The sequence below is a fragment of the Mycolicibacterium sp. HS_4_1 genome (assembly GCF_054515875.1).
The window spans coordinates 3,443,536-3,462,638 of the sequence record NZ_CM137261.1 but is presented as its reverse complement, the minus strand read 5'-3'; the positions used below and the strand labels follow the sequence as shown (position 1 = coordinate 3,462,638).

General features: G+C 68.1%; 15 protein-coding genes. 8 read left to right on the top strand and 7 right to left on the bottom strand.

Annotated elements, in window-relative coordinates; genetic code table 11:
- Positions 1–26 precede the first annotated feature (26 nt).
- Positions 27–2,930, top strand: a complete 2,904-nt coding sequence (uvrA, locus tag ACX12F_RS16570; protein WP_459365628.1) for an excinuclease ABC subunit UvrA — start codon at positions 27–29, stop codon at positions 2,928–2,930.
- Positions 2,931–3,163: 233 nt separating this feature from the next.
- Here uvrA and ACX12F_RS16565 read toward each other — a convergent pair whose 3' ends face one another.
- Positions 3,164–4,396 carry an IS110 family RNA-guided transposase gene (locus ACX12F_RS16565; protein ID WP_459365627.1) on the bottom strand — a complete coding sequence of 411 codons (1,233 nt, stop codon included), beginning with the start codon at positions 4,394–4,396 and terminating at the stop codon, positions 3,164–3,166.
- A gap of 62 nt (positions 4,397–4,458) precedes the next feature.
- Entirely contained in the window at positions 4,459–5,439 is a 981-nt protein-coding gene (locus ACX12F_RS16560; protein ID WP_459365626.1) for an Lrp/AsnC family transcriptional regulator, read from the bottom strand.
- A 129-nt stretch (positions 5,440–5,568) separates the two neighbouring features.
- Between ACX12F_RS16560 and ACX12F_RS16555 the strand changes: the two genes are divergently transcribed.
- Positions 5,569–6,426, top strand: coding sequence for an LLM class flavin-dependent oxidoreductase (locus tag ACX12F_RS16555; protein ID WP_459365625.1), 858 nt, complete (start codon positions 5,569–5,571; stop codon positions 6,424–6,426).
- On the opposite strand, the gene ACX12F_RS16550 is transcribed toward ACX12F_RS16555, so the two are convergent.
- Both ACX12F_RS16550 and ACX12F_RS16545 read right to left on the bottom strand, forming a co-directional pair.
- A complete protein-coding gene (locus tag ACX12F_RS16550) occupies positions 6,423–7,628 on the bottom strand; it encodes a winged helix DNA-binding domain-containing protein (RefSeq protein ID WP_459365624.1) in 1,206 nt (401 codons plus the stop codon). The genes ACX12F_RS16555 and ACX12F_RS16550 overlap by 4 nt on opposite strands.
- Position 7,629: 1 nt before the next feature.
- Positions 7,630–7,947 (bottom strand): PspA/IM30 family protein, encoded by a 318-nt coding sequence (locus ACX12F_RS16545; RefSeq protein WP_459365623.1) that lies wholly within the window; start codon positions 7,945–7,947, stop codon positions 7,630–7,632.
- Positions 7,948–8,058: 111 nt separating this feature from the next.
- Here ACX12F_RS16545 and ACX12F_RS16540 point away from each other — a divergent pair, with 111 nt between their 5' ends.
- From ACX12F_RS16540 to ACX12F_RS16520, 5 genes are all read left to right on the top strand, one after another.
- The gene (locus tag ACX12F_RS16540; RefSeq protein ID WP_459365622.1) at positions 8,059–8,544 is read left to right on the top strand and encodes a lipoprotein LpqH; all 486 of its coding nucleotides are present in this window, start codon (positions 8,059–8,061) and stop codon (positions 8,542–8,544) included.
- A 96-nt stretch (positions 8,545–8,640) separates the two neighbouring features.
- Positions 8,641–10,365, top strand: coding sequence for a hypothetical protein (locus ACX12F_RS16535; protein WP_459365621.1), 1,725 nt, complete (start codon positions 8,641–8,643; stop codon positions 10,363–10,365).
- Complete coding sequence (locus ACX12F_RS16530; RefSeq protein WP_459365620.1) at positions 10,356–11,546, top strand: CHAT domain-containing protein; 1,191 nt, start codon at positions 10,356–10,358, stop codon at positions 11,544–11,546. Before ACX12F_RS16535 ends, ACX12F_RS16530 begins: the two co-directional genes overlap by 10 nt.
- 29 nt (positions 11,547–11,575) lie before the next feature.
- Positions 11,576–12,868: a hypothetical protein gene (locus ACX12F_RS16525; RefSeq protein WP_459365619.1), complete on the top strand. Its 1,293-nt coding sequence runs from the start codon at positions 11,576–11,578 to the stop codon at positions 12,866–12,868.
- A complete protein-coding gene (locus ACX12F_RS16520) occupies positions 12,865–13,932 on the top strand; it encodes a hypothetical protein (RefSeq protein WP_459365618.1) in 1,068 nt (355 codons plus the stop codon). Before ACX12F_RS16525 ends, ACX12F_RS16520 begins: the two co-directional genes overlap by 4 nt.
- A gap of 4 nt (positions 13,933–13,936) precedes the next feature.
- Here ACX12F_RS16520 and ACX12F_RS16515 read toward each other — a convergent pair whose 3' ends face one another.
- The 3 genes from ACX12F_RS16515 to ACX12F_RS16505 are packed head-to-tail and all read right to left on the bottom strand — an operon-like array spanning position 13,937 to position 18,213.
- Entirely contained in the window at positions 13,937–14,392 is a 456-nt protein-coding gene (locus tag ACX12F_RS16515; RefSeq protein ID WP_459365617.1) for an alpha/beta hydrolase, read from the bottom strand.
- Between the two features lie 42 nt (positions 14,393–14,434).
- On the bottom strand, positions 14,435–17,779 hold the full coding sequence (lysX, locus tag ACX12F_RS16510) for a bifunctional lysylphosphatidylglycerol synthetase/lysine--tRNA ligase LysX (RefSeq protein ID WP_459365616.1): 3,345 nt from the start codon (positions 17,777–17,779) through the stop codon (positions 14,435–14,437).
- A gap of 50 nt (positions 17,780–17,829) precedes the next feature.
- Positions 17,830–18,213, bottom strand: coding sequence for a DUF1844 domain-containing protein (locus tag ACX12F_RS16505; RefSeq protein ID WP_459365615.1), 384 nt, complete (start codon positions 18,211–18,213; stop codon positions 17,830–17,832).
- A 259-nt stretch (positions 18,214–18,472) separates the two neighbouring features.
- On the opposite strand from ACX12F_RS16505, the gene infC reads away from it, so the two are divergent.
- The gene (gene infC, locus ACX12F_RS16500; protein ID WP_459370382.1) at positions 18,473–19,072 is read left to right on the top strand and encodes a translation initiation factor IF-3; all 600 of its coding nucleotides are present in this window, start codon (positions 18,473–18,475) and stop codon (positions 19,070–19,072) included.
- Positions 19,073–19,103: the final 31 nt, after the last annotated feature.

Sequence of the window (19,103 nt, the reverse complement as noted above, 5' to 3'; positions counted from 1 at the left end):
TTGCCCAGACTGGTGAAGGGATACGTGTGTCGGACCGTCTGATCGTCAAAGGTGCGCGCGAGCACAACCTGCGGGGAATCGACCTTGACCTGCCCAGAGACTCGTTGATTGTGTTCACGGGCCTGTCGGGTTCGGGTAAGAGCTCGCTGGCGTTCGACACCATCTTCGCCGAGGGGCAGCGCCGCTACGTCGAGTCGCTATCGGCCTACGCCCGCCAGTTCCTGGGCCAGATGGACAAGCCGGACGTGGACTTCATCGAAGGCCTGTCGCCGGCGGTGTCCATCGACCAGAAGTCGACCAACCGCAATCCGCGGTCGACCGTCGGCACCATCACCGAGGTCTACGACTATCTGCGTCTGCTCTACGCGCGCGCCGGCACGCCGCACTGCCCGGTGTGTGGGGAGCGCATCGCCCGGCAGACGCCGCAGCAGATCGTCGATCAGGTGCTCGCCATGGATGAGGGCATCCGCTTCCAGGTGCTGGCTCCCGTCGTCCGTACCCGCAAGGGCGAGTTCGTCGACCTCTTCGACAAGCTCAACGGCCAGGGTTACAGCCGCGTCCGGGTCGACGGTGTCGTGCACTCGCTGACCGATCCACCGAAGCTCAAGAAGCAGGAGAAGCACGACATCGAGGTGGTCGTCGACCGCCTGACCGTCAAGGCCAGTGCCAAGCAGCGGCTCACCGACTCGGTCGAGACCGCGCTGGGTCTGGCCGACGGCATCGTGGTGCTCGAGTTCGTCGACCGTGACGACAACCACCCGCAGCGCGAGCAGCGCTTCTCCGAGAAGCTGGCCTGCCCCAACGCGCACCCGCTGGCCGTCGACGACCTTGAGCCGCGGTCATTTTCGTTCAACTCCCCGTACGGCGCCTGCCCAGAGTGCACCGGTCTGGGCATCAAGAAGGAAGTCGACCCCGAGCTGGTCGTGCCGGACCCGGAGCTGACGCTCGCCGAGGGCGCCGTCGCGCCGTGGTCCATGGGTCACAACTCCGACTACTTCACCCGCATGATGGCCGGCCTCGGCGAAGAGCTCGGCTTCGACATCGACACCCCGTGGAAGAAACTCCCGGCCAAGGCGCGCAAGGCGATCCTGGAAGGCTCAGACCACCAGGTGCACGTCCGGTACAAGAACCGGTACGGCCGTACCCGTTCCTACTACGCCGACTTCGAAGGTGTGCTGGCGTTCCTGCAGCGCCGCATGGAGCAGACGGAGTCCGAGCAGATGAAGGAGCGCTATGAGGGCTTCATGCGGGACATTCCGTGCCCCGAGTGCGCCGGCACGCGGCTCAAGCCCGAAATCCTGGCCGTCACCCTCTCCGCCGCCGACGATGCGAAATCCATTGCGCAGGTGTGTGATCTGTCCATCGCTGACTGCTCGGCGTTCCTGAACGCACTGACCCTCGGCTCGCGCGAGCAGGCCATCGCCGGCCAGGTGCTCAAAGAGGTCCAATCTCGGCTGGGCTTCCTGCTCGACGTCGGTCTCGACTACCTGACGCTGTCCCGTGCCGCGGGCACACTGTCCGGTGGTGAGGCGCAACGTATTCGGCTCGCCACTCAGATCGGTTCGGGTCTGGTCGGCGTGCTCTACGTGCTCGACGAGCCGTCCATCGGTTTGCACCAGCGGGACAACCGCCGCCTCATCGACACCCTGGTCCGGCTGCGCGACCTCGGCAACACGCTGATCGTGGTCGAGCATGACCTCGACACCATCGCGCACGCCGACTGGGTCGTGGACATCGGTCCGGCGGCCGGCGAGCACGGTGGCCAGATCGTGCACAGCGGCACCTACAAGGAGCTGCTGAAGAACACCAAATCGCTTACCGGTGCCTACCTTTCGGGCCGCGAGCAGATCGAGGTGCCGGCCATCCGCCGGCCCGTCGACCGTAAGCGGCAGATCACGGTGGTCGGCGCGCGTGAGCACAACCTCAAAGAGGTCGACGTGGCGTTCCCGTTGGGTGTGCTGACGTCGGTCACCGGCGTCTCGGGTTCGGGCAAGTCGACGTTGGTCAACGACATCCTCGCGACCGTCATGGCCAACAAGCTCAACGGCGCCCGGCAGGTGCCGGGCCGGCACACCCGGATCAACGGGCTCGACCAGCTGGACAAGCTGGTGCGCGTCGACCAGTCACCGATCGGCCGCACCCCGCGGTCCAACCCGGCGACCTACACCGGCGTGTTCGACAAGATCCGCACGCTGTTCGCGGCGACGACCGAGGCCAAGGTCCGCGGCTACCAGCCGGGCCGGTTCTCGTTCAACGTGAAAGGTGGCCGCTGCGAGGCATGTTCGGGTGACGGCACCATCAAGATCGAGATGAACTTCCTGCCGGACGTGTACGTGCCGTGCGAAGTGTGCCAGGGCGCCCGCTACAACCGGGAGACCCTGGAGGTGCACTACAAGGGCAAGACCATCTCCGAGGTCCTCGACATGCCCATCGAGGAGGCCACAGAGTTCTTCGAGCCCATCAGTTCGATCCACCGGTACCTCAAGACGCTCGTCGACGTCGGTCTGGGCTACGTCCGGCTGGGCCAGCCCGCGCCGACGCTGTCCGGCGGTGAGGCGCAGCGCGTCAAGCTCGCCGCCGAACTGCAGAAGCGGTCCACCGGGCGCACCGTGTACATCCTCGACGAGCCGACCACGGGCCTGCATTTCGAGGACATCCGCAAGCTGCTCAAGGTGATCAATGGTCTGGTCGACAAGGGCAACACGGTCATCGTCATCGAGCACAACCTCGACGTGATCAAGACCTCGGACTGGATCGTGGACATGGGGCCGGAAGGCGGCGCGGGTGGCGGCACGGTCGTGGTGTCCGGCACGCCGGAGGACGTCGCGGCCGACCCCGACAGCTACACCGGGCAGTTTTTGGCTGAGTTGTTGCCGACTCCCGTGCTGCCTGTCACGCCCGCGAAGCGACGCCGCAAGGCGGCGCTCTAGCTTTCGCGGTGGCAGTCAAGGGGTGGGCGTGGGCGTTGTTGATCGGCCGGGCGGGCGCTCGGCTTTTGGCGCGATGAACGGTGTGTCGGCGATGGTGGTCGGTGGGCCGTCGTGTTCCGGCAGGCTGATTAGTCGCCGTGAGCGGCAGGCTTTCGTGTGCGCCGTGATGGCGGCCCAGGGCGAGCGGGCGGCAAGCTAGGTTGCGCCGTCGAGCGGCATAGCTGTAATAGCCGTCACCGCTCGCTGCTGAGCCTTCCTTGACGATAGCGCTGTTCATCGAAGGGTTGTTGGGTTCGAAGTAGTCGGTATGCCAGGCGGCATGCATGGCGTGCGAGCGCGACGCGGGCCTGGATCGGGGCCATGCCGCGGGCTCGGAGTTCGGCGTCGCGTTCGGTGAACGACGGCGAAAATTGTGACAGGCCCCAGGCGATGCCCATCAGGGCATCGCGGTGTTCGGCCAGTCCTTGTCGAGAGATTCGGCCGCGTCGGTGCAGGGTGGCTGACTGGTAGAGAGCCGGCGCCAAACCCGTTGCCGAGTAAAGATGTTCGGCATCGGGGAACCTGTCGATCGGCAAGCTGTGTGCGGCGAACGCCGCGGCGCGAATCGAGGCGACGCCGGGAAGTGTGGTCAGGATCTGACCGTCAGTTTCGGACAGTAAGGCCCCGATTTCCAGGTCGATGGCATCAATGTCTTCGCGCAGACGGCGATAACGGTCCACGTCACGGCCCAGTCGAAGGGCACGTTGTTCGGCATCGGGTGGCGGAGGCAGACACTGACGCCACCGAGTCACCCAGTACTGCGCGGTGCTGGTCGTCAATCGCCCCGGAGCCCGGCGCATCAGCGACCGGCGCTGCGGTGGCCGTCCCGCGAACGCCGCAGCACAGGCCAGCACGGCAAGGCCGGTGGGTGTTTCTATGGCCAGGGATCGTCCATGACCGGCCGGCGCGGACAATCCTGGGCACAGTGCGTTGAGCTGATCATGCAGCCGTTGTTGAGCGACTTTGCGGTCAGCGACCAATCCTCGGCGGTGACGCACCGCGGCACGCAGCGCCTCCACCGACGCGAGCTGACCGCAGCGTCGACCACCGCCTTGGCGAGCCATGTACGTCAAGGCCGCACAGTCTCGATCGTCAGTCTTGAACCTGCCCGAACCCAATTGCGTCCGTGCTGATTTCGTCTCGGACGGAGCGAACAGCCGCACCGAGCCTGGATGGCGACGTTCCAGTTCGACGACCCACGAGTGGTGCAGGCTTCCGGTCGCTTCAATCGCGATCACCGGACAGTCTGGGCCGTGTTTGTTCAGCTCCAACTCCAGCGCAGCGATGCCCTCTCGCGAGACCGGCAACGACGTCGGATCCACGAGCAGGCCGGATCCATTACTGATCCATACCCGATTGAACGCCTTGCCCGGATCCACCGCGACGATCACCGTCGACGGATCAAGCGCAACCTCCAACACCGACATGAGCAGCCTCCTCCGAACCGGAACCTCCTCCGAGGATCCGCTCAGTGACTACTCATGGCCTATCAGCCGGTGCCGATCAACCGGCCGTGTGAGATCAGTGAGCCGACCTGCTTGAGGCGGCTGCTGCGGATGCTGACGTCGAACGCCTGGATGTGATCGACCGTGGCCAACTGCTCGGCGAGATAGCGGTAGAGATGTCGTTCGTCGCGGCAGATCACCACGGCCATCAGGTTGGCGGGGCCGCTGACTGCGGCGACCGAGGCGATCTCGTCATGGCACATGATCCGTTCGGCCACCGACGTGAAGTGTCGCGGCATCGTCGAAATCCAGATCATCGCGTTCAGCGTGAATCCGAGGCGCTCCGGCAACACGTCGAGGTCGTAGGCCAGGGTGTCGGACGCCACCAGCGCGGCCAGGCGGCGTTTGACCCGGGCCGGTGACCAGCCGGTCAGTGTCGCCAGTGCACTGTCGGAGATTCGGCCGTCGTCGGCAAGTGCGTCCAGCAGTGGTCGGTCATCGGCCGTTGGCGCGGCCGGCTGATCTGGACGGGCAGGTTCGAGTGGTCGCAGCCTGGCGATCTGGTCGGGGGCCAACGCATGCCCGTATCCGGTCCAGTGCCCTCCGGCTGCTGAGCCGAACACGTTGAGTACCAATTCGATTCGCATGTCGAGGACCGCCGATGTACGGGGCAGTCGGTGTAGCAGTCCGTCGCCGGCATCACCGATCGGGGCGCGGGCAACGCAGACCAGTTCGGTGCCACCCGACAACGCGTTGACGTGTGTGACGTCGGGCCGGCGGACCAGCGCCTCGGCGAGCCGAGGTAGATCGGCGGGCTTGGCGCGGACGCGGACTATCCACTGGCATTCGCCGTGGACCCGCGGGTTCACCACGCCGACTACGCGGAGTACTCCGTCGCGTCGCAGGGCCCGGTAGCGGCGCGCCACGATCTGCTCACCGACGCCGACGACGTCGGCGATGTGCCGAAAGGATGCTCGCGGTGCCACCTGCAATGCGTGCAGAATATGACCGTCCACTGGCTCCATGGTGAGGAAATCTACCGACTGGCGGTGTCAGATACCTGTTTTTGGCGCCTGAACCCCGATTTGTTGTCGAAACTCGTCGTGTTGCCGAAGCTGGAGTCCGGTCAGGTGACGTCAACCGAAGGATGCACGATGGAACTGGGAATCGGTCTGCCAAACCACATCGCCGGGGTATCCGGTGCGGCCGTGATCGGTTGGGCCCGCCGCGCCGAACAGCGTGGGTTCGAGTCGGTCACCGCGATCGACAGGATGCTGTACCCGGGAATCGACCCGCTGACCACCCTCGCGGCGGCGGCCGGTGCGACCGAAGGACTGACATTGGTGACCAATGTTCTTCTGGCGCCCTTGTATCCCGTTGTTCCGCTCGCCAAACAACTCGCCGGCGTGGATCAGATGTGCGGCGGCCGGCTGGTCGTCGGCCTCGGTGTCGGCAATCGGCCTGCCGACTATGCCAGTACCGGCTCGGATTTCGCACGGCGTGGCCGGATTCTTGACGAGCAGGTCGAGCGGATGCGTCGGCTGTGGGCCGGCGATCCGGTCGCCGAGGGCGCTGCGTTATGCCCTGCGCCCGTGGGTATTCCGCTGCTGTTCGGCGGACGGTCGGCGGCCACGGTGCGGCGGGTCGTCGCCGTCGGCGACGGCTGGGCAGCCGGTGCCGTGCGCCATTACGACGCCCAGTCAGAACTGGCCGAGCAAATCCGCGCCGGCTGGCAGGCCGCGGAGCGAACCGGCCGTCCGTACCTGCAGGCATCGGTGAACTTCGGCCTCGGGTCGGCTGATGCCGTCGCGGCGGGGCGGGATCACCTGGCTCGCTACTACGGCTTCGCTCCGGAGTACGCGCGGGTGAATGTCGACGACATGGTCTGTTCCGCGGAGGACGCCCGTCAAACGGTGCGCCGGTATCGCGAACTCGGTTTCGACCGGCTGCTGTTCCATCCGACCGGCGCGGCCGTCGAACAGCTGGACCGCCTGGCCGACGCGATTCTCTAGCGTGCGTCCCTATCGGGCGTTCCGGCTTCTCGTAACAGGACCTGTGCGAGTGGCGAGGGAAACCGCGGCTTGACCCGTACCCCGTCGAGCCAGTCTGTCAGCTCGGAGGCCTTGCGCCGCAGCACCTTCCGTGCTGACGCGCCGACGTCCTCGACGTACTCCAGCTGTACCCGGCCGTCGACGTCCTGACCCCAGGCGCCGACGAGGCGGCCGTCCCACCAGATCGTGGGCCCGGCGTTGCCGGAGCGGTCGAACAGCCGCCCGGCATGCGGGCCGAGGTACCAGGATCGGGCCTGCCAGCCCATGACGGTCGGGTCGAGGCCGGGCAGCAGTGCACCCCAGGGGGAAACCGGGGGAGCGGCGTCGAGATCGTCGGGCAGTACATACCCGGCGTCATCGCAGCCTTCCAGCGCCACTGCCACTGCATCGATCGAGCGCAGGCCCTCGCGGGCCCATGACAGCGTCTGGCCGAACCACCACTTCACATCGGTGGCAGTGGCGGGGCCGAAGGTGCGCAACCAGGAGCGCAGCAGCGCAGCGCGAGCCGCGTCAGGGTCCAGGGCAGCGGCCCGTTCGGGTAACCAGTGCGCCGCCGCGCTCCACAGCGGGCGCGCTGTCGTCCACATGCCGTCATTGGGGCCGCGCAATACATGGCCCTGTGCGGACAGCACGGTCATGACCCGCGGCGCAATGGGCGTACTTCCGCCCCAGGTTTTCCCGGGCGCCGGATCTCGGCTGCCCGCCAGCTCGGGCAAGGCAGCTCGCAGCGCAGCGGTGCCGGCCACCAAACCCGCTTCCAAGTGCCCGCGGACCGCGGCCGACGCGCGCTCCAGCCAGGCCTCGCCGTCGGCCGCGATACCCGATTTCTCGACGTCGCCGATCAGCCGTTTGCGCTCGGTGGCCGCCACCCGATCGCTGGCCGCGGCCTGCACCGCGGGCAGGTCCGCCGTGTGCACGACCCACAGCGTTCGGCGCATGGCCATGTGTTTGACCAGGCTGCGGTCGCGGTAGAGGGCGCTGTCCAGATCCGTGACGGTGAAACCGGGCAGCCGCGCCCACAGCGACAGGTACGGCGTGGCGGGGTCGGTGCCGTGCAGCGCGACGAGGGACCGGGTCACCTCGTCCAGGCTCGACGCCTCGCCGCTCAGGAAGTGCCGTTGCGCCAAGCGCTTACGCCGCTCGGCGATGCTGAAGGTGCGCAAGTCAGCTGTCGTGCATCGAGCGACGAATCTGCTCGAGCCGTTCCGCTGCGGCCTTCTGCCGGGCCTCGTACTGTTCCTCGACCGCCCGGCCCTCTGGTGTCTCCGCGGCCAGCTCGGCCGAGCCCATCGCCGTGCCGTACCGGTGCTCGATCTTCTCCCGTACCGACTCGAACGTGGGAACTCCGTCGGGGGTGTAGCCGGGATCGATCGGAGCGGTCGGCGGGACGGCGACGGGTGCCGAATCCACCGGCACGATCTCGGCGTCGATCGGTTGGTTCGGGTCGCTCGATGGCTGTTCGGCGGCGGTTTCGTCGGCCATGGCTTCACCGTACCGCGCGGCAAAGTTGGGATCGGTAGCCGCGACGTCTGCGTGTACTTACGGCACGACGACGCCACCGGGGCGGCGTACAAGGAAGGGAAACCCTCTGACATGAACATCAATCGCACTCTGGCCGCTGGTATCGGCATGCTGGCCGTGGGCGCCACCTTGATCGGCTGCTCCACCGACAAGGGGGACGGTCCGAAGGCGTCCGGCCCGGGTTCGGTGACGGGCGGCGGCAACACGGTGGTGAAGGTGGAGGGCCAGGACCTGGCCGGCCTGGACCTGAAGTCGGTGACCTGTGTGAAGCAGGGCGGCACCATCAACATCGCCAGCGCCCCGATCGGTGGTGGCGCGCAGGGCCTCGGCGTTGTGATGACCGACGCGGCACCGCCGAAGGTGCAGTCCCTGGGCCTGGTGGTCGACGGCAACGCGCTCGCCGTGTCGGAGATGGGCGGCATGAAGACCGGGTCGGCTGACGTCAAGGTCGACGGCAGCACGTACACCATCACCGGGCAGGCCGCGGGTGCTGACATGAAGAACCCGATGGCCGGGATGATCTCGAAGAACTTCGAGATCAAGGTGTCCTGCGGCTGACATGCCCAGGGCTGCCCGGGCGGGTGCATCCATGAAGTCGGATGCACCCGCTCCTGGTCTTCCCGTCGCTGCGCTCGCCAGCCTTATGATGCGGCCGTGTCGATCACCCGCGAACTCGCTCGCGCCCGCGCGCTGATGTTCGCCGCCGACGAGGTGACAGCCAAAGAACTGCTGCTGTCGCTGATGCCTGCCATCGAAGCCGCCGACCGCGATGATCACATGCTCGAGGTCTGCGCCCAGCTCGGCGAGATCTATCTGATCCGCAGCGCCCTGGACGGCGTGCGCGAATGCATCCGGCGGATCGACGACTGCCTCGACATCTACGCGTCGATCCTGGCCGGCCGCGCGCCGGCCGAGATCGTCGCGCAGATGACCATGACCCCCGAGGACGCGGATCACATGCTCAGCCGCTATCGCCGCCGGGCCACGTTTCTCCGGACCGGCCTGGCCGCCGCCATCGGCGACCACGAGGGCGCGGCGCAGTCCCTGACCGCGCTGGACAACCGGTCCCCGTACTCCGATCTGGAGGACGAACACACCTACCTCCTCACCCACGCCCGCATTCTGTGCGCGCTCGCGCACTGCGACGACGACCTGCACGTCCGTGCGGTGCCGTTGTGGGATCAGGTGTTGGCCACGCTCGCAACACCGGCCGACGAGCCCCAGCGTGAGTACCTGTGGGTGACCGGTGCGCTGGGCTACGCGCGATTCTGTATCGAAACCGGCAAGGTCGACGAGGCGCTGCCGTGGCTGCGCCGGGCCGAGGCCCGGGCACAGGCGCGAGGCTGGGAATTGGCCACGGCCCGAGCACAATTGGAGCGGGCGGCGGTGAGCTGGCTGGCCGGTGACCAACAGTCCACAGAGGTACTCGTCACCGCTGCGTATCCCGAGATCGCACGGCAGGCGCGGGCCCACGAGGTATCCCGATGCTGGCTGTACTTCGGGTTGACCCGGCTGGCGGTCGGTGCGCTGCAGGCCGCCGACGAATGCTGGGGCCATGCCGAGCGGCACTGGCGAGAACTCGGCAAGCCGCTGCACGTGCACCGCATCCTGCTGCAGCGCAGCTGGATCGCCATCTTCCGTGGCCAATACGACGAGGCGCGGGCGCTCGTCGGTCAGGCCCGCGCCTGTCTGGATTCCTCGCCGCGCAGCAGCTGGCTGCAGTACGCCCGGTCGGACGACCAGCTCGGCACGGTCTGGCGCGCAGAGGGACTCGCGGACCTCGGCTTCGATGCCGCGGGGGATCCCGCTGAGACGTGGGCACAGGCCGAAGCGCGCTACCGCGGTGCACTCGGCACGTGGTCCGCTCAACCGGGCACCGATCAATACCGGGTCGGCATGGCCAAACTGGCCAACGCCGCCGACCTGAAGTTGCCTGCGGCCCTTGCCGTCGACTCGGTGCGCTACTCGATCACCGATGCCGAGGCCCGCGCACGCTGGGCCGCCGGGGTCGCCGCGCCGCTGCTCGCCGGAGCGTTCGCGGTCGCGTGGGAATCGCAGAATCCGGTCCTGGTCGGCGAACTGATCGAATATCACAGCGCCCGCGGCGCGTTCAGCGTCAGCGCTGCGAAGGACGCGACGAGGGAATGGGCCCGGGCCACCACGGCGGCGAGGCCGGTCATCGATGTCGAGCAGCTGGCCTCGGTCGCCTCCGGGCCGGTCGCGGTCGGCGCTGCCGGCCTGATCCGCCTCGGGCCGCTGCCGCCGCTGCAGATGGAACCGGACGGTGCTCCGGTGCTGGCGCGCTACCGTGAACTGGCCGAGGCCCGGTATGGCCGCGCCGTCACCGCGGATCAGGACGCGTGGTCGACATGTCCGTAACCGACACCACCACTACGACGTTGGTACTGCGCTTCGCCGATATCGGGATCGCGACGTACGTCAGCCTGCGAGTGGTCGGCTCGCCCGAGCGACTGGTCACCTGGACGGTGGCAGAGGATGTTCTCCTCGCGGTGACCACGGCGCTGGCCGAGGCGTTGCCGGATCCGCTTGACGGTGAACACATTTCCGCGGCGCTGGCCCGGTCTCTCGCCACCGGCCCGTTCGCGACCGTGGAGCGGGAGCGCGAACTCGCCCGGCTTCTGGGTGCACTGCTACCCGATGAGGCCTGGGACTTGGTACGGCGGTACACGGACGAGCCGGAGCCGCCGGTGTTGTTCGTGTCACCGAGCGCCCGCCTGAGCCGCGTGCCGTGGGGCCTGCTCGCCCAGCCCACCGGCAACGACGACCGGCGCCTGATCGAACTGGCCGACCTTCTGCTCGCGGTACCGCCGAACATCGCGAATGCGCCCCGTCGCCAGGCGAATCCGGCCGGGCCGCCACTTCTGCTGCTGGACCCGAAGGTGCCGGGCCAGCGGCCGGATTCGGCACTCGGCTCGGTGCTGGGGAGACCCTCGCCGGACACCGTGCTGGCCCGGCACTTCGCCGGGCGCCCCGCACTGCCGGCCGTCGCGGCACCGGTGGACCTCTTCCGGCGCGCTGACGCCGACCGGAACTGGCTGGCCGATCAGCTGGCTCAGCAGCCGGCGCGGCTGGTGTACGTCGGCCACGCCAGCGCGGCCCCTGACCGTGATGGCTCGGCCGACCGGGCCGCGCTGCATATCGCCGAGCCTGAGCCGCTGACCGCTGCCGACATCATGGTGATGGGATTGGCAGTCCCGCCCCGGGTCGCGTTGTTGGCATGCGCATCTGGCGCCGACTACCGGTTCGACGAAGCCACCGGACTGGTGGCGGCGATGATTCTCGGTGGCGCGGAGGTGGTTACCGCGACCCTGTGGTCCCTGCCGACGACGGCCGGATACCGCACTGCCACATCCGGCGACTCGGATCCGATGTCCGAGGTGATCATCGCCGTCGACATGGCACACGAGGCGACGACGCCGGCTCGTGCCGTCAACCGCTGGCAGCGAGACTGCCTGCGCCGCTGGCGAACCGGCGACGCGGCGCTCAGCCCCGTCTACTGGGCGGCCCTGATGACCTTCACCGTCGACGGCGCGCGCTGACCATGCCGCCGACCGCCTATCCTGAGCCGATGACCAGCGGGCCGCAGCCACGTCGCGCCGTCATCGACGCCGCGTGGCGCGAGATCGGGCCCGGGCTCGCGTTACTCAGCAGTCCCGACGGCGGTCCGCTGAGCCGCGCGGTGAAGCGGATCATCGATCCGCTGGTGCTCCGGCTCCGGGTGCACCCCGAATATTCGGCACCCGTGGTCGCCGCTGATATCGCGGACGAGATGCGCCGGGTGATCGTCGACCATTCGGCTCAGTTGCGCGCTGCGGCAATGTGGTTCGCGCTGCTCAAGGCGCAGCGCCGGCGCGAGCGAATCACCACCGGCAACGCCCAAGAACTCTATTTCCCGGTGTGTTTCGAGTTGGCTGCCACCAGAGGAGAACCGGGACAGGATGATTCACACGTTGTGGCAGAAGCGCTGCGCGACGTGCACGGCGACCGAGACCGCACCGCGGTGGAGCGGCTGCACGAGTATCTCGCCGATCCCGCAGTATTGGAGACGCTGTCGCGCCAACTCGACGCCTGCTGGAATGACGTCCGGGCGGGAGGCGAGCCCGCCGCGCCTTTTCTCGCCGGGTTGACGACGGTGCTCGGTCCGTCGGGCGGACACAACGCCGATGCCGCACGGCAGCGCGTTTGGACCGCATTGATCGGCGATACCACCCCGTACAACTTCGGCGCCAGGATGCGCGACGCCTCGGCCGCCGCGCCGTGGACGGTCGACCAGATCGGATTGTGCGCTGCGGCACCACAGTCGAAGCCGACGGTCGCCGGTTCTCGCACCGCCGAACGCCCCCTCGATCGCAGCGTCGTCGACCGGGTCCGGGCGACGCTGCGCCGAGCTCTCGACCGCGACGAGCTGCCCGACCTGCCGACCCTGTGCGCCGAAGAGGCGGACCGCGCGGCCTCCCCGTGGGGCCTGCTGGCCGAGGACAATCAGGCCACGCTGGTCGCCGGCATCGAGATCGGGATGGACCTGGCACCACTGGAGGTGCACCACCGGTCGCGCTACCACCTGGCAGGACAGATCCAGGCCCGGCTCCGCAAGGAAGCGTATGTGCTGCACGCCCGCCGATACCTGACCGAGGGCGGCCCCGTCCACCCACGACAGCAGCACGTCGTGGACGACCTCGCGGCGTTCGTCCGTCCCTACGTCGCCCGGCTGTGGGCCCGGCTGCACGGACGCGACGTGTGGCAGGAATCCTGCGGTGATGCCGGCGAGGTGCGTGGCCTCTTGGACGGGGTCGCCAGATCGGTCAGCCTCGACCACCGCCAGCGCATCAAGGCGATGCTCGAATTGGAGGCGACAGGATGAAACTGACTGTCGATTCCGGATTGTGGGCCTTGGGTTCTGAGGTCGAGGCACCACCGGAGGTGGCGGTGCTCGAAGTCAGCGGTGCCGTCCTCGCGTGGACGATCCACGACGGGGCGCAGGCAGTCCGGATCACGTTCACGGACCTGCCTGCGGCCGACTGGTTGTGGCGGCTGGTCGGGGAGGCCGGGCACGTGGCGGTGGCCGCCGCCGCCGAAACAGCCGCGGAAGCCGGCAGTGTCGACCTCGCCGACGTGCTGCCGCTGCCCGAACCCCTTGCCGCACTCCGGCGTCTGGCCGTCGGGCACTGGCTGCGGCGATGGTGGCCCGCCAGTGCGCGCGACGGCATCACCCCGCTCGACGCCGCGGTGCTCGACGCCGAGGTCGCTCTGTCGACCGCGGCGTTGGAGGACTACTTCAGCCAGGACACGCTGGATTCGGATATCACCGGACTGCTGACCCCGCACAGAGAGGCGTTGGCGCGTCTCGCGGCCTCCGGTGATCCGCGGGTGCTCGACCTGGTCAGCAGCTGTATCGGCCTCGCCGGGGACGCCGGGCTGGGGGACTGGTCGGAAGTCCTTGGGGCGCGGGAACAGTCGCGGCGGGATGACTATGCGCTCGCCGCCGGGACACCCGGTGCGGGGGACACCGGCGCCATCGCGGGCGGCATCGCATCGGTCTCATGGACCGCGGTGCCGGCGCGGATATTCGACGCCGCCGAGCACACCGTCGACTGGTCCGTGCAGGCGCGTGACGGTGCCGTCGTCGCCGATATCCGCATCGCCACAATCGGTCCGGCCGACGGGATACCGGTACGCCTGGACTCGGGGGCGATCACCAGTGGCGGCACGCTCGACGTCGACGGCAATGCCACTTTGCCGTTGCCGGTCACCGAAACCCAAGCGTGGGGCCATGATTGGACCGATACCACGGTGACCGTCGGTGCGCAGAACGGCGAGACGGAGTCAGTACGGGACCGGGTCCGGCGCTACGTGCGGGCCCGGCTCGCGGCGCCCGGCCCCGATGCCTTCCTTGCCGAGATTCTGGCTGCCGAAGCCGATTACTAGGCCGTCACCGGCGCGCGGCCTGAACCGGAACGGGCGGCGCTGTCGCACCGGGCAACGGCAGCCGCGGCACACCCGGCGTTCCGACCTCGCCGGCCAGCCACGGCAGCCCCACGGCGAATGCCTGCGCGGCAAAAGGCCAGTCGTGCTTGCCCGGTCGCTCGACGACTGCGCACCGGATGCCACGGGTGCTGCCGGCGCCGCACAGCGAATGTGCCGCCACGGTCTGCGCGGGCAGCGACCCGCGGGAGAGCTCGGGCCCGCTGATGTCGTACCAGGCCGCGATGTCGCTGTAGGTGCGACGGGACATCACCGTCATCGGGTCCCAGTCGGCGTACGTGGCGGTGCTGCCACCGAAAAGTCGCTGCACGGTCTGCCGCCGGTCGCCCGCGTTGGGAGCGATGTCCCCGGCGATGTCCTGGAATGCGCTGAACAGGTCCGGATGCATCACGGTCAGGTCCACCGCGTGTCAGCGTGACTCGGAAAGCTGGGAGGTGTCTGTGTGCTACCTGGGCTTCGCGAGGGGGAACGGGAGCGTCTCGCGGATGCTGCGACCGGTGATCAGCATGACCACGCGGTCGACGCCCATACCCATTCCACCCGTCGGCGGCATGGCGTACTCCATGGCCTGCAGGAAGTCCTCATCGAGCTCCATGGCCTCGTGATCGCCGCCGGAGGCCAGCAGAGACTGTTCCTCGAGGCGCCGGCGCTGTTCCACCGGATCGGTCAGCTCGCTGTAGGCGGTGCCGAGTTCGACACCCCAGGCCACCAGGTCCCAGCGTTCGGCAACGCCCGGGACGCTGCGGTGCGGCCGGGTCAGCGGCGACACCGAAGTGGGGAAGTCCTTGTAGAACGTTGGTGCCTCGGTGCGGTCTTCGACCAGGTGCTCGTACAGCTCCAGCACGATGGCCCCGGCATCCCAGTGGGTCCGATAGGGGATTGTCGCGGCGTCGCACAGCTTGCGCAGCGTCGCCACGTCGGTCTCCGGAGTGACGTGCTCGCCCAGTGCCTCGGACACCGCGTCGTGCACCGTCTTGACGGGCCACACCCCCGAGATGTCGACGGGTGTCAGGCCCCCGTCGGGCCCAGGCCGCATGACGACCTGGGCGCCGTTGGCCGCCGCGGCGGCGTTCTGGATGATCTCGCGGCAGCCGTCGACCCAGACGTTGTAGTCGGCGTGCGCCTGGTAGGCCTCCAGCAGGGTGAATTCGGGGTTGTGGCTGAAGTCCACACCCTCGTTGCGGAAGGCGCGGCCCAGCTCGAAGACGCGCTCGACGCCGCCCACGCACAGCCGCTTGAGGTACAGCTCGGGCGCGATGCGCAAGTACAGGTCGAGGTCGTAGGCGTTGATGTGGGTCTCGAACGGCCGGGCGTTCGCCCCGCCGTGGATCTGCTGCAAGATTGGGGTCTCGACCTCCAGGAAGCCCTTGCCCACCAACGTTTCCCGGATGGAGTGCAGCACCCGGCTGCGTGCGGTGATCAGCTCCCGCGATTCGGTGTTGATCGCCAGATCCAGGTAGCGCGTGCGGACCCGGGCCTCGGGGTCGGTCAGGCCCTTCCACTTGTCGGGCAGCGGGCGCAGGCACTTGCCGATCAAGCGCCAGTTGTGTGTCAGTACCGACACCGTGCCGTTGCGGCTGGCGCCCATGACGCCGGAAACCTCGATCAGATCACCCAGGTCGATCGCCGCGGTGAAATCAGTGACGGTGCCCTCGGTGAGCAGCGAATTGTCCAGCAGCAGTTGGACTTCGCCGGACCAGTCGCGCAGTTGCGCGAACAGCACGCCGCCATAGTCACGCAGCCGCAACACCCGTCCGGCGACGCAGACTGCGGTGTCGGCGCCGGCTTCCAGCGCTTCGGCGATCGTGTGGCTGGGTGCCTGACCGACGGGGTAGGCGTCAATGCCGCCCGCCTGCAACGCCCGTAGCTTCGCCATCCGGACCCGCACCTGATCGGGCAGGCGGCGCGCCTCGGTGGTCTCGGACGCCCCCGCCGCCAGATCGGCCACATCGGGAGCGCTGCCGTCGGCATGCAACCGGCCTGACTCGATCAGATTCTTGGGGGCCGCCGTGTGGTGGCCGGTATGGGGTTGCTCGTCGCGCCGGGAGAACGGCAGCACCAGGAAGCCCTCCGCGATCACCGACGCCACGCCGACGCGCGGGATCAGGCGCGCATCCTCGTAGCAGGCATAACGGGGCACCCATTCGGGCAGGTACTTCATGTTCGAGCGGTACAGCGTCTCCAGCTGCCACCAGCGGGAGAAGAAGATCAGCAGTGCGCGCCACAGCCGCAGAATCGGGCCCGCACCGAGCTGCGACCCTTGTTCGAATGCCGACCGGAACATTGCGAAGTTCAGCGAAATCCGGGTGACGCCAATCTCTTCCGCGCGCTGGCACAGCTCGCTGACCATCAGTTCGATGGTGCCGTTGGGCGAGGCGGGGGAGCGCCGCATCAGGTCCAGCGACACCCCGTTGGTGCCCCACGGCACCAAGGAGAGCATCGCCACGACGGCTGCGTTCTCGCCACCGTCGCCCTGCACGGCTTCCACCAGCAGGCAGTCCCCGTCGGCGGCGTCCCCGAGTCGTCCCAGCGCCATCGAGAAGCCGCGTTCGGTCTCCGTGTCGCGCCATGCGTCGGCATGCTTGATCACCTGGGCCATCTCGTCGGCCGTGATGTCGCGGTGCCGGCGCATCCGAACCGTCAGCCCGGCTCGGCGGGCGCGGGTGACGGCTTGCCGCACGGCGCGCATCTCGGGCCCGGACAGCTTGAACTGGTCGGGATGCAGGATGGCCTCGTCGCCCAGTTGCAACGCATTCAGGCCGCCTTGTCGATAGGCCTCGGCGCCGGCCGAACTGGCGCCCATGACTCCCGGTGCCCAACCGTAGGTCTGGCACAGGGCCAGCCAGGCGTCGACGGCTGCCGACCAGGCCCGTGGGTCGCCGACAGGATCACCGCTGGCCAGGCAGACGCCGACCTCGACGCGGTAGGTGATGGCCGCGCGGCCGTTGGGCGCGAAGACCACAGCCTTGTCGCGGCGGGTGGCGAAGTAACCCAGCGAGTCGGTCTTGCCCCACAGCTCCAGCAGCCCGCGGATGGCGGACTCGTCCTCACCGGTGAGGGCGTTCTCGGCGCGCTGGGACTGGAACAGCACGATCGCCGCCACGATCAGCGCCACGGCTCCGAACAGACCGAACAGCGCGTTGAGGAACGCGTGCGGGTGGCCGCCCTCGAACGCTTCTTTGCCCACCGCGGCGAAACCGCTGACCCGGTTCACCGCGTAGGCCAACCGGTAGTCCGGGTCCAGCGGGGGACGGCCGGGGAACATCTCCAACAGGCCCCAGGCCAGCAGGATGCCGACGGCCATGCCGGCCGCGAGCGTCAGGGCCGCTTTCAGCAGTGCTCCGCGACGGACCTTGGCCCAGAACTGATTCCGCGACAACAGCAGCACGACGATGACGCCGATGTGGAACGCCAGACCCAGTGCCTCGCCGAGGTCCTCCATGACGGTCAGGTCGACGACCGGGCGGTTGCCGGACAGCAGTCCGTAGACATTCCAGCCGATGGCGCCGACCATGTAGAGCAGCAGGATCCACCAGGCGATCCGCTTGCGCGCGGCCAGCGCCGCGGCCAGCAGGACCAGCACGAACGACCACGCGAAGCTGGTGTCCGGGAAGTTGAACAGGTAGTCGTTGACGAACTCGCGCGGGATGCGGATGATCCACCGGATCAGCGGCGACAGGCTGGCGAACAGCGACAGCGTTGCGACGACACCGACGGTCCAGCCGGCCGCGGCCGGAACCCACCCCAATGTCGTCGGGCGCTGCTGCGGTCTGCTCGGCGTCAACGTCATAAGTTCGGACAATATTCGGTGAAACCTGGAAGTGTCTGCAGGGCCCTGGGCTACCAGACCGGGCCCGTGTACTTCTCGCCTGGACCCTGGCCGGGCTCGTCCGGCGCGACGCTCGCCTCGCGGAAGGCCAGTTGCAGGCTCTTGAGGGCGTCCCGGACCGGGCCAGCGTGCAGTCCCAGATACTCCGCCGAGGCCTGCACCAAACCGGCCAGCGCGGTGATGAGGCGACGGGCCTCGTCGAGGTCGCGGTGCGGGCTCTCGTCGGGATCCGCGTGGGCCAGCCCGAGCTTTTCGGCGGCGGCGCTCATCAGCATGACGGCGGCGCGGGTGATCACCTCGACCGCAGGGATTTCGGCCAGCTCCCGTACCTGGGCTTCATCAGCTGCAGTCACTGAGTGTGTGGTGGGGTCGCTGGTTATGTTCGGGTCGGTCATGACTGCTAGAGTGTCATGCGCGACCGTCCTGGCTTACGTCAGGACAGCAAGTGGAGTCCCACTCCCACCGTCGGCCTCGCGGCTTGACGGTCCGGTCACAGGCACATTGTGCCTGTTCTGCGTTGTGCGCAGGCGGCGTGAGCCGTGATCGGTCGGCAATGGGCCCTGCTATATGCAGGGCTTCTCTGTTCGTATGAACAGATGGCTGAGCCGGGTGTGACCTCTACTGAACAAGTAATGGAACAACCCGGGAGGCCCCATCAGCACTGAGACACGCGTCAACGAGCGCATTCGAGTACCTGAAGTTCGGTTGATCGGACCGAATGGCGAGCAGGTAGGCATCGTGCGCATCGAAGATGCTCTCCGCGTCGCCGCTGACGCCGATCTCGACCTTGTCGAAGTTGCGCCAGGCGCCAAGCCGCCGGTCTGCAAGATCATGGACTACGGCAAGTTCAAATATGAGACGGCTCTCAAGGAGCGCGAGTCTCGCAAGAACCAGCAGCAGACCGTCGTCAAGGAACAGAAGCTGCGACCCAAGATCGACGACCACGACTACGAGACCAAGAAGGGTCACGTCGTCCGCTTCCTCGAAGCAGGGTCGAAGGTCAAGGTGACCATCATGTTCCGCGGACGTGAGCAGTCGCGGCCCGAACTGGGCTACCGACTCCTACAGCGGCTGGGCGCCGACGTCGCCGAACACGGCTTCATCGAGACGTCCGCCAAGCAGGACGGCCGCAACATGACGATGGTGCTGGCACCGCACCGCGGCGCGAAGACTCGCGCCAAGGCGGCGCACGACGCCGACGCACCGGCCGGACGGCCGGCGCCCGCGGCACCCGAATCTGACGCAACCGCGTAACAGCAGTCGCGATCGCTCGCGGCGGCCCCCA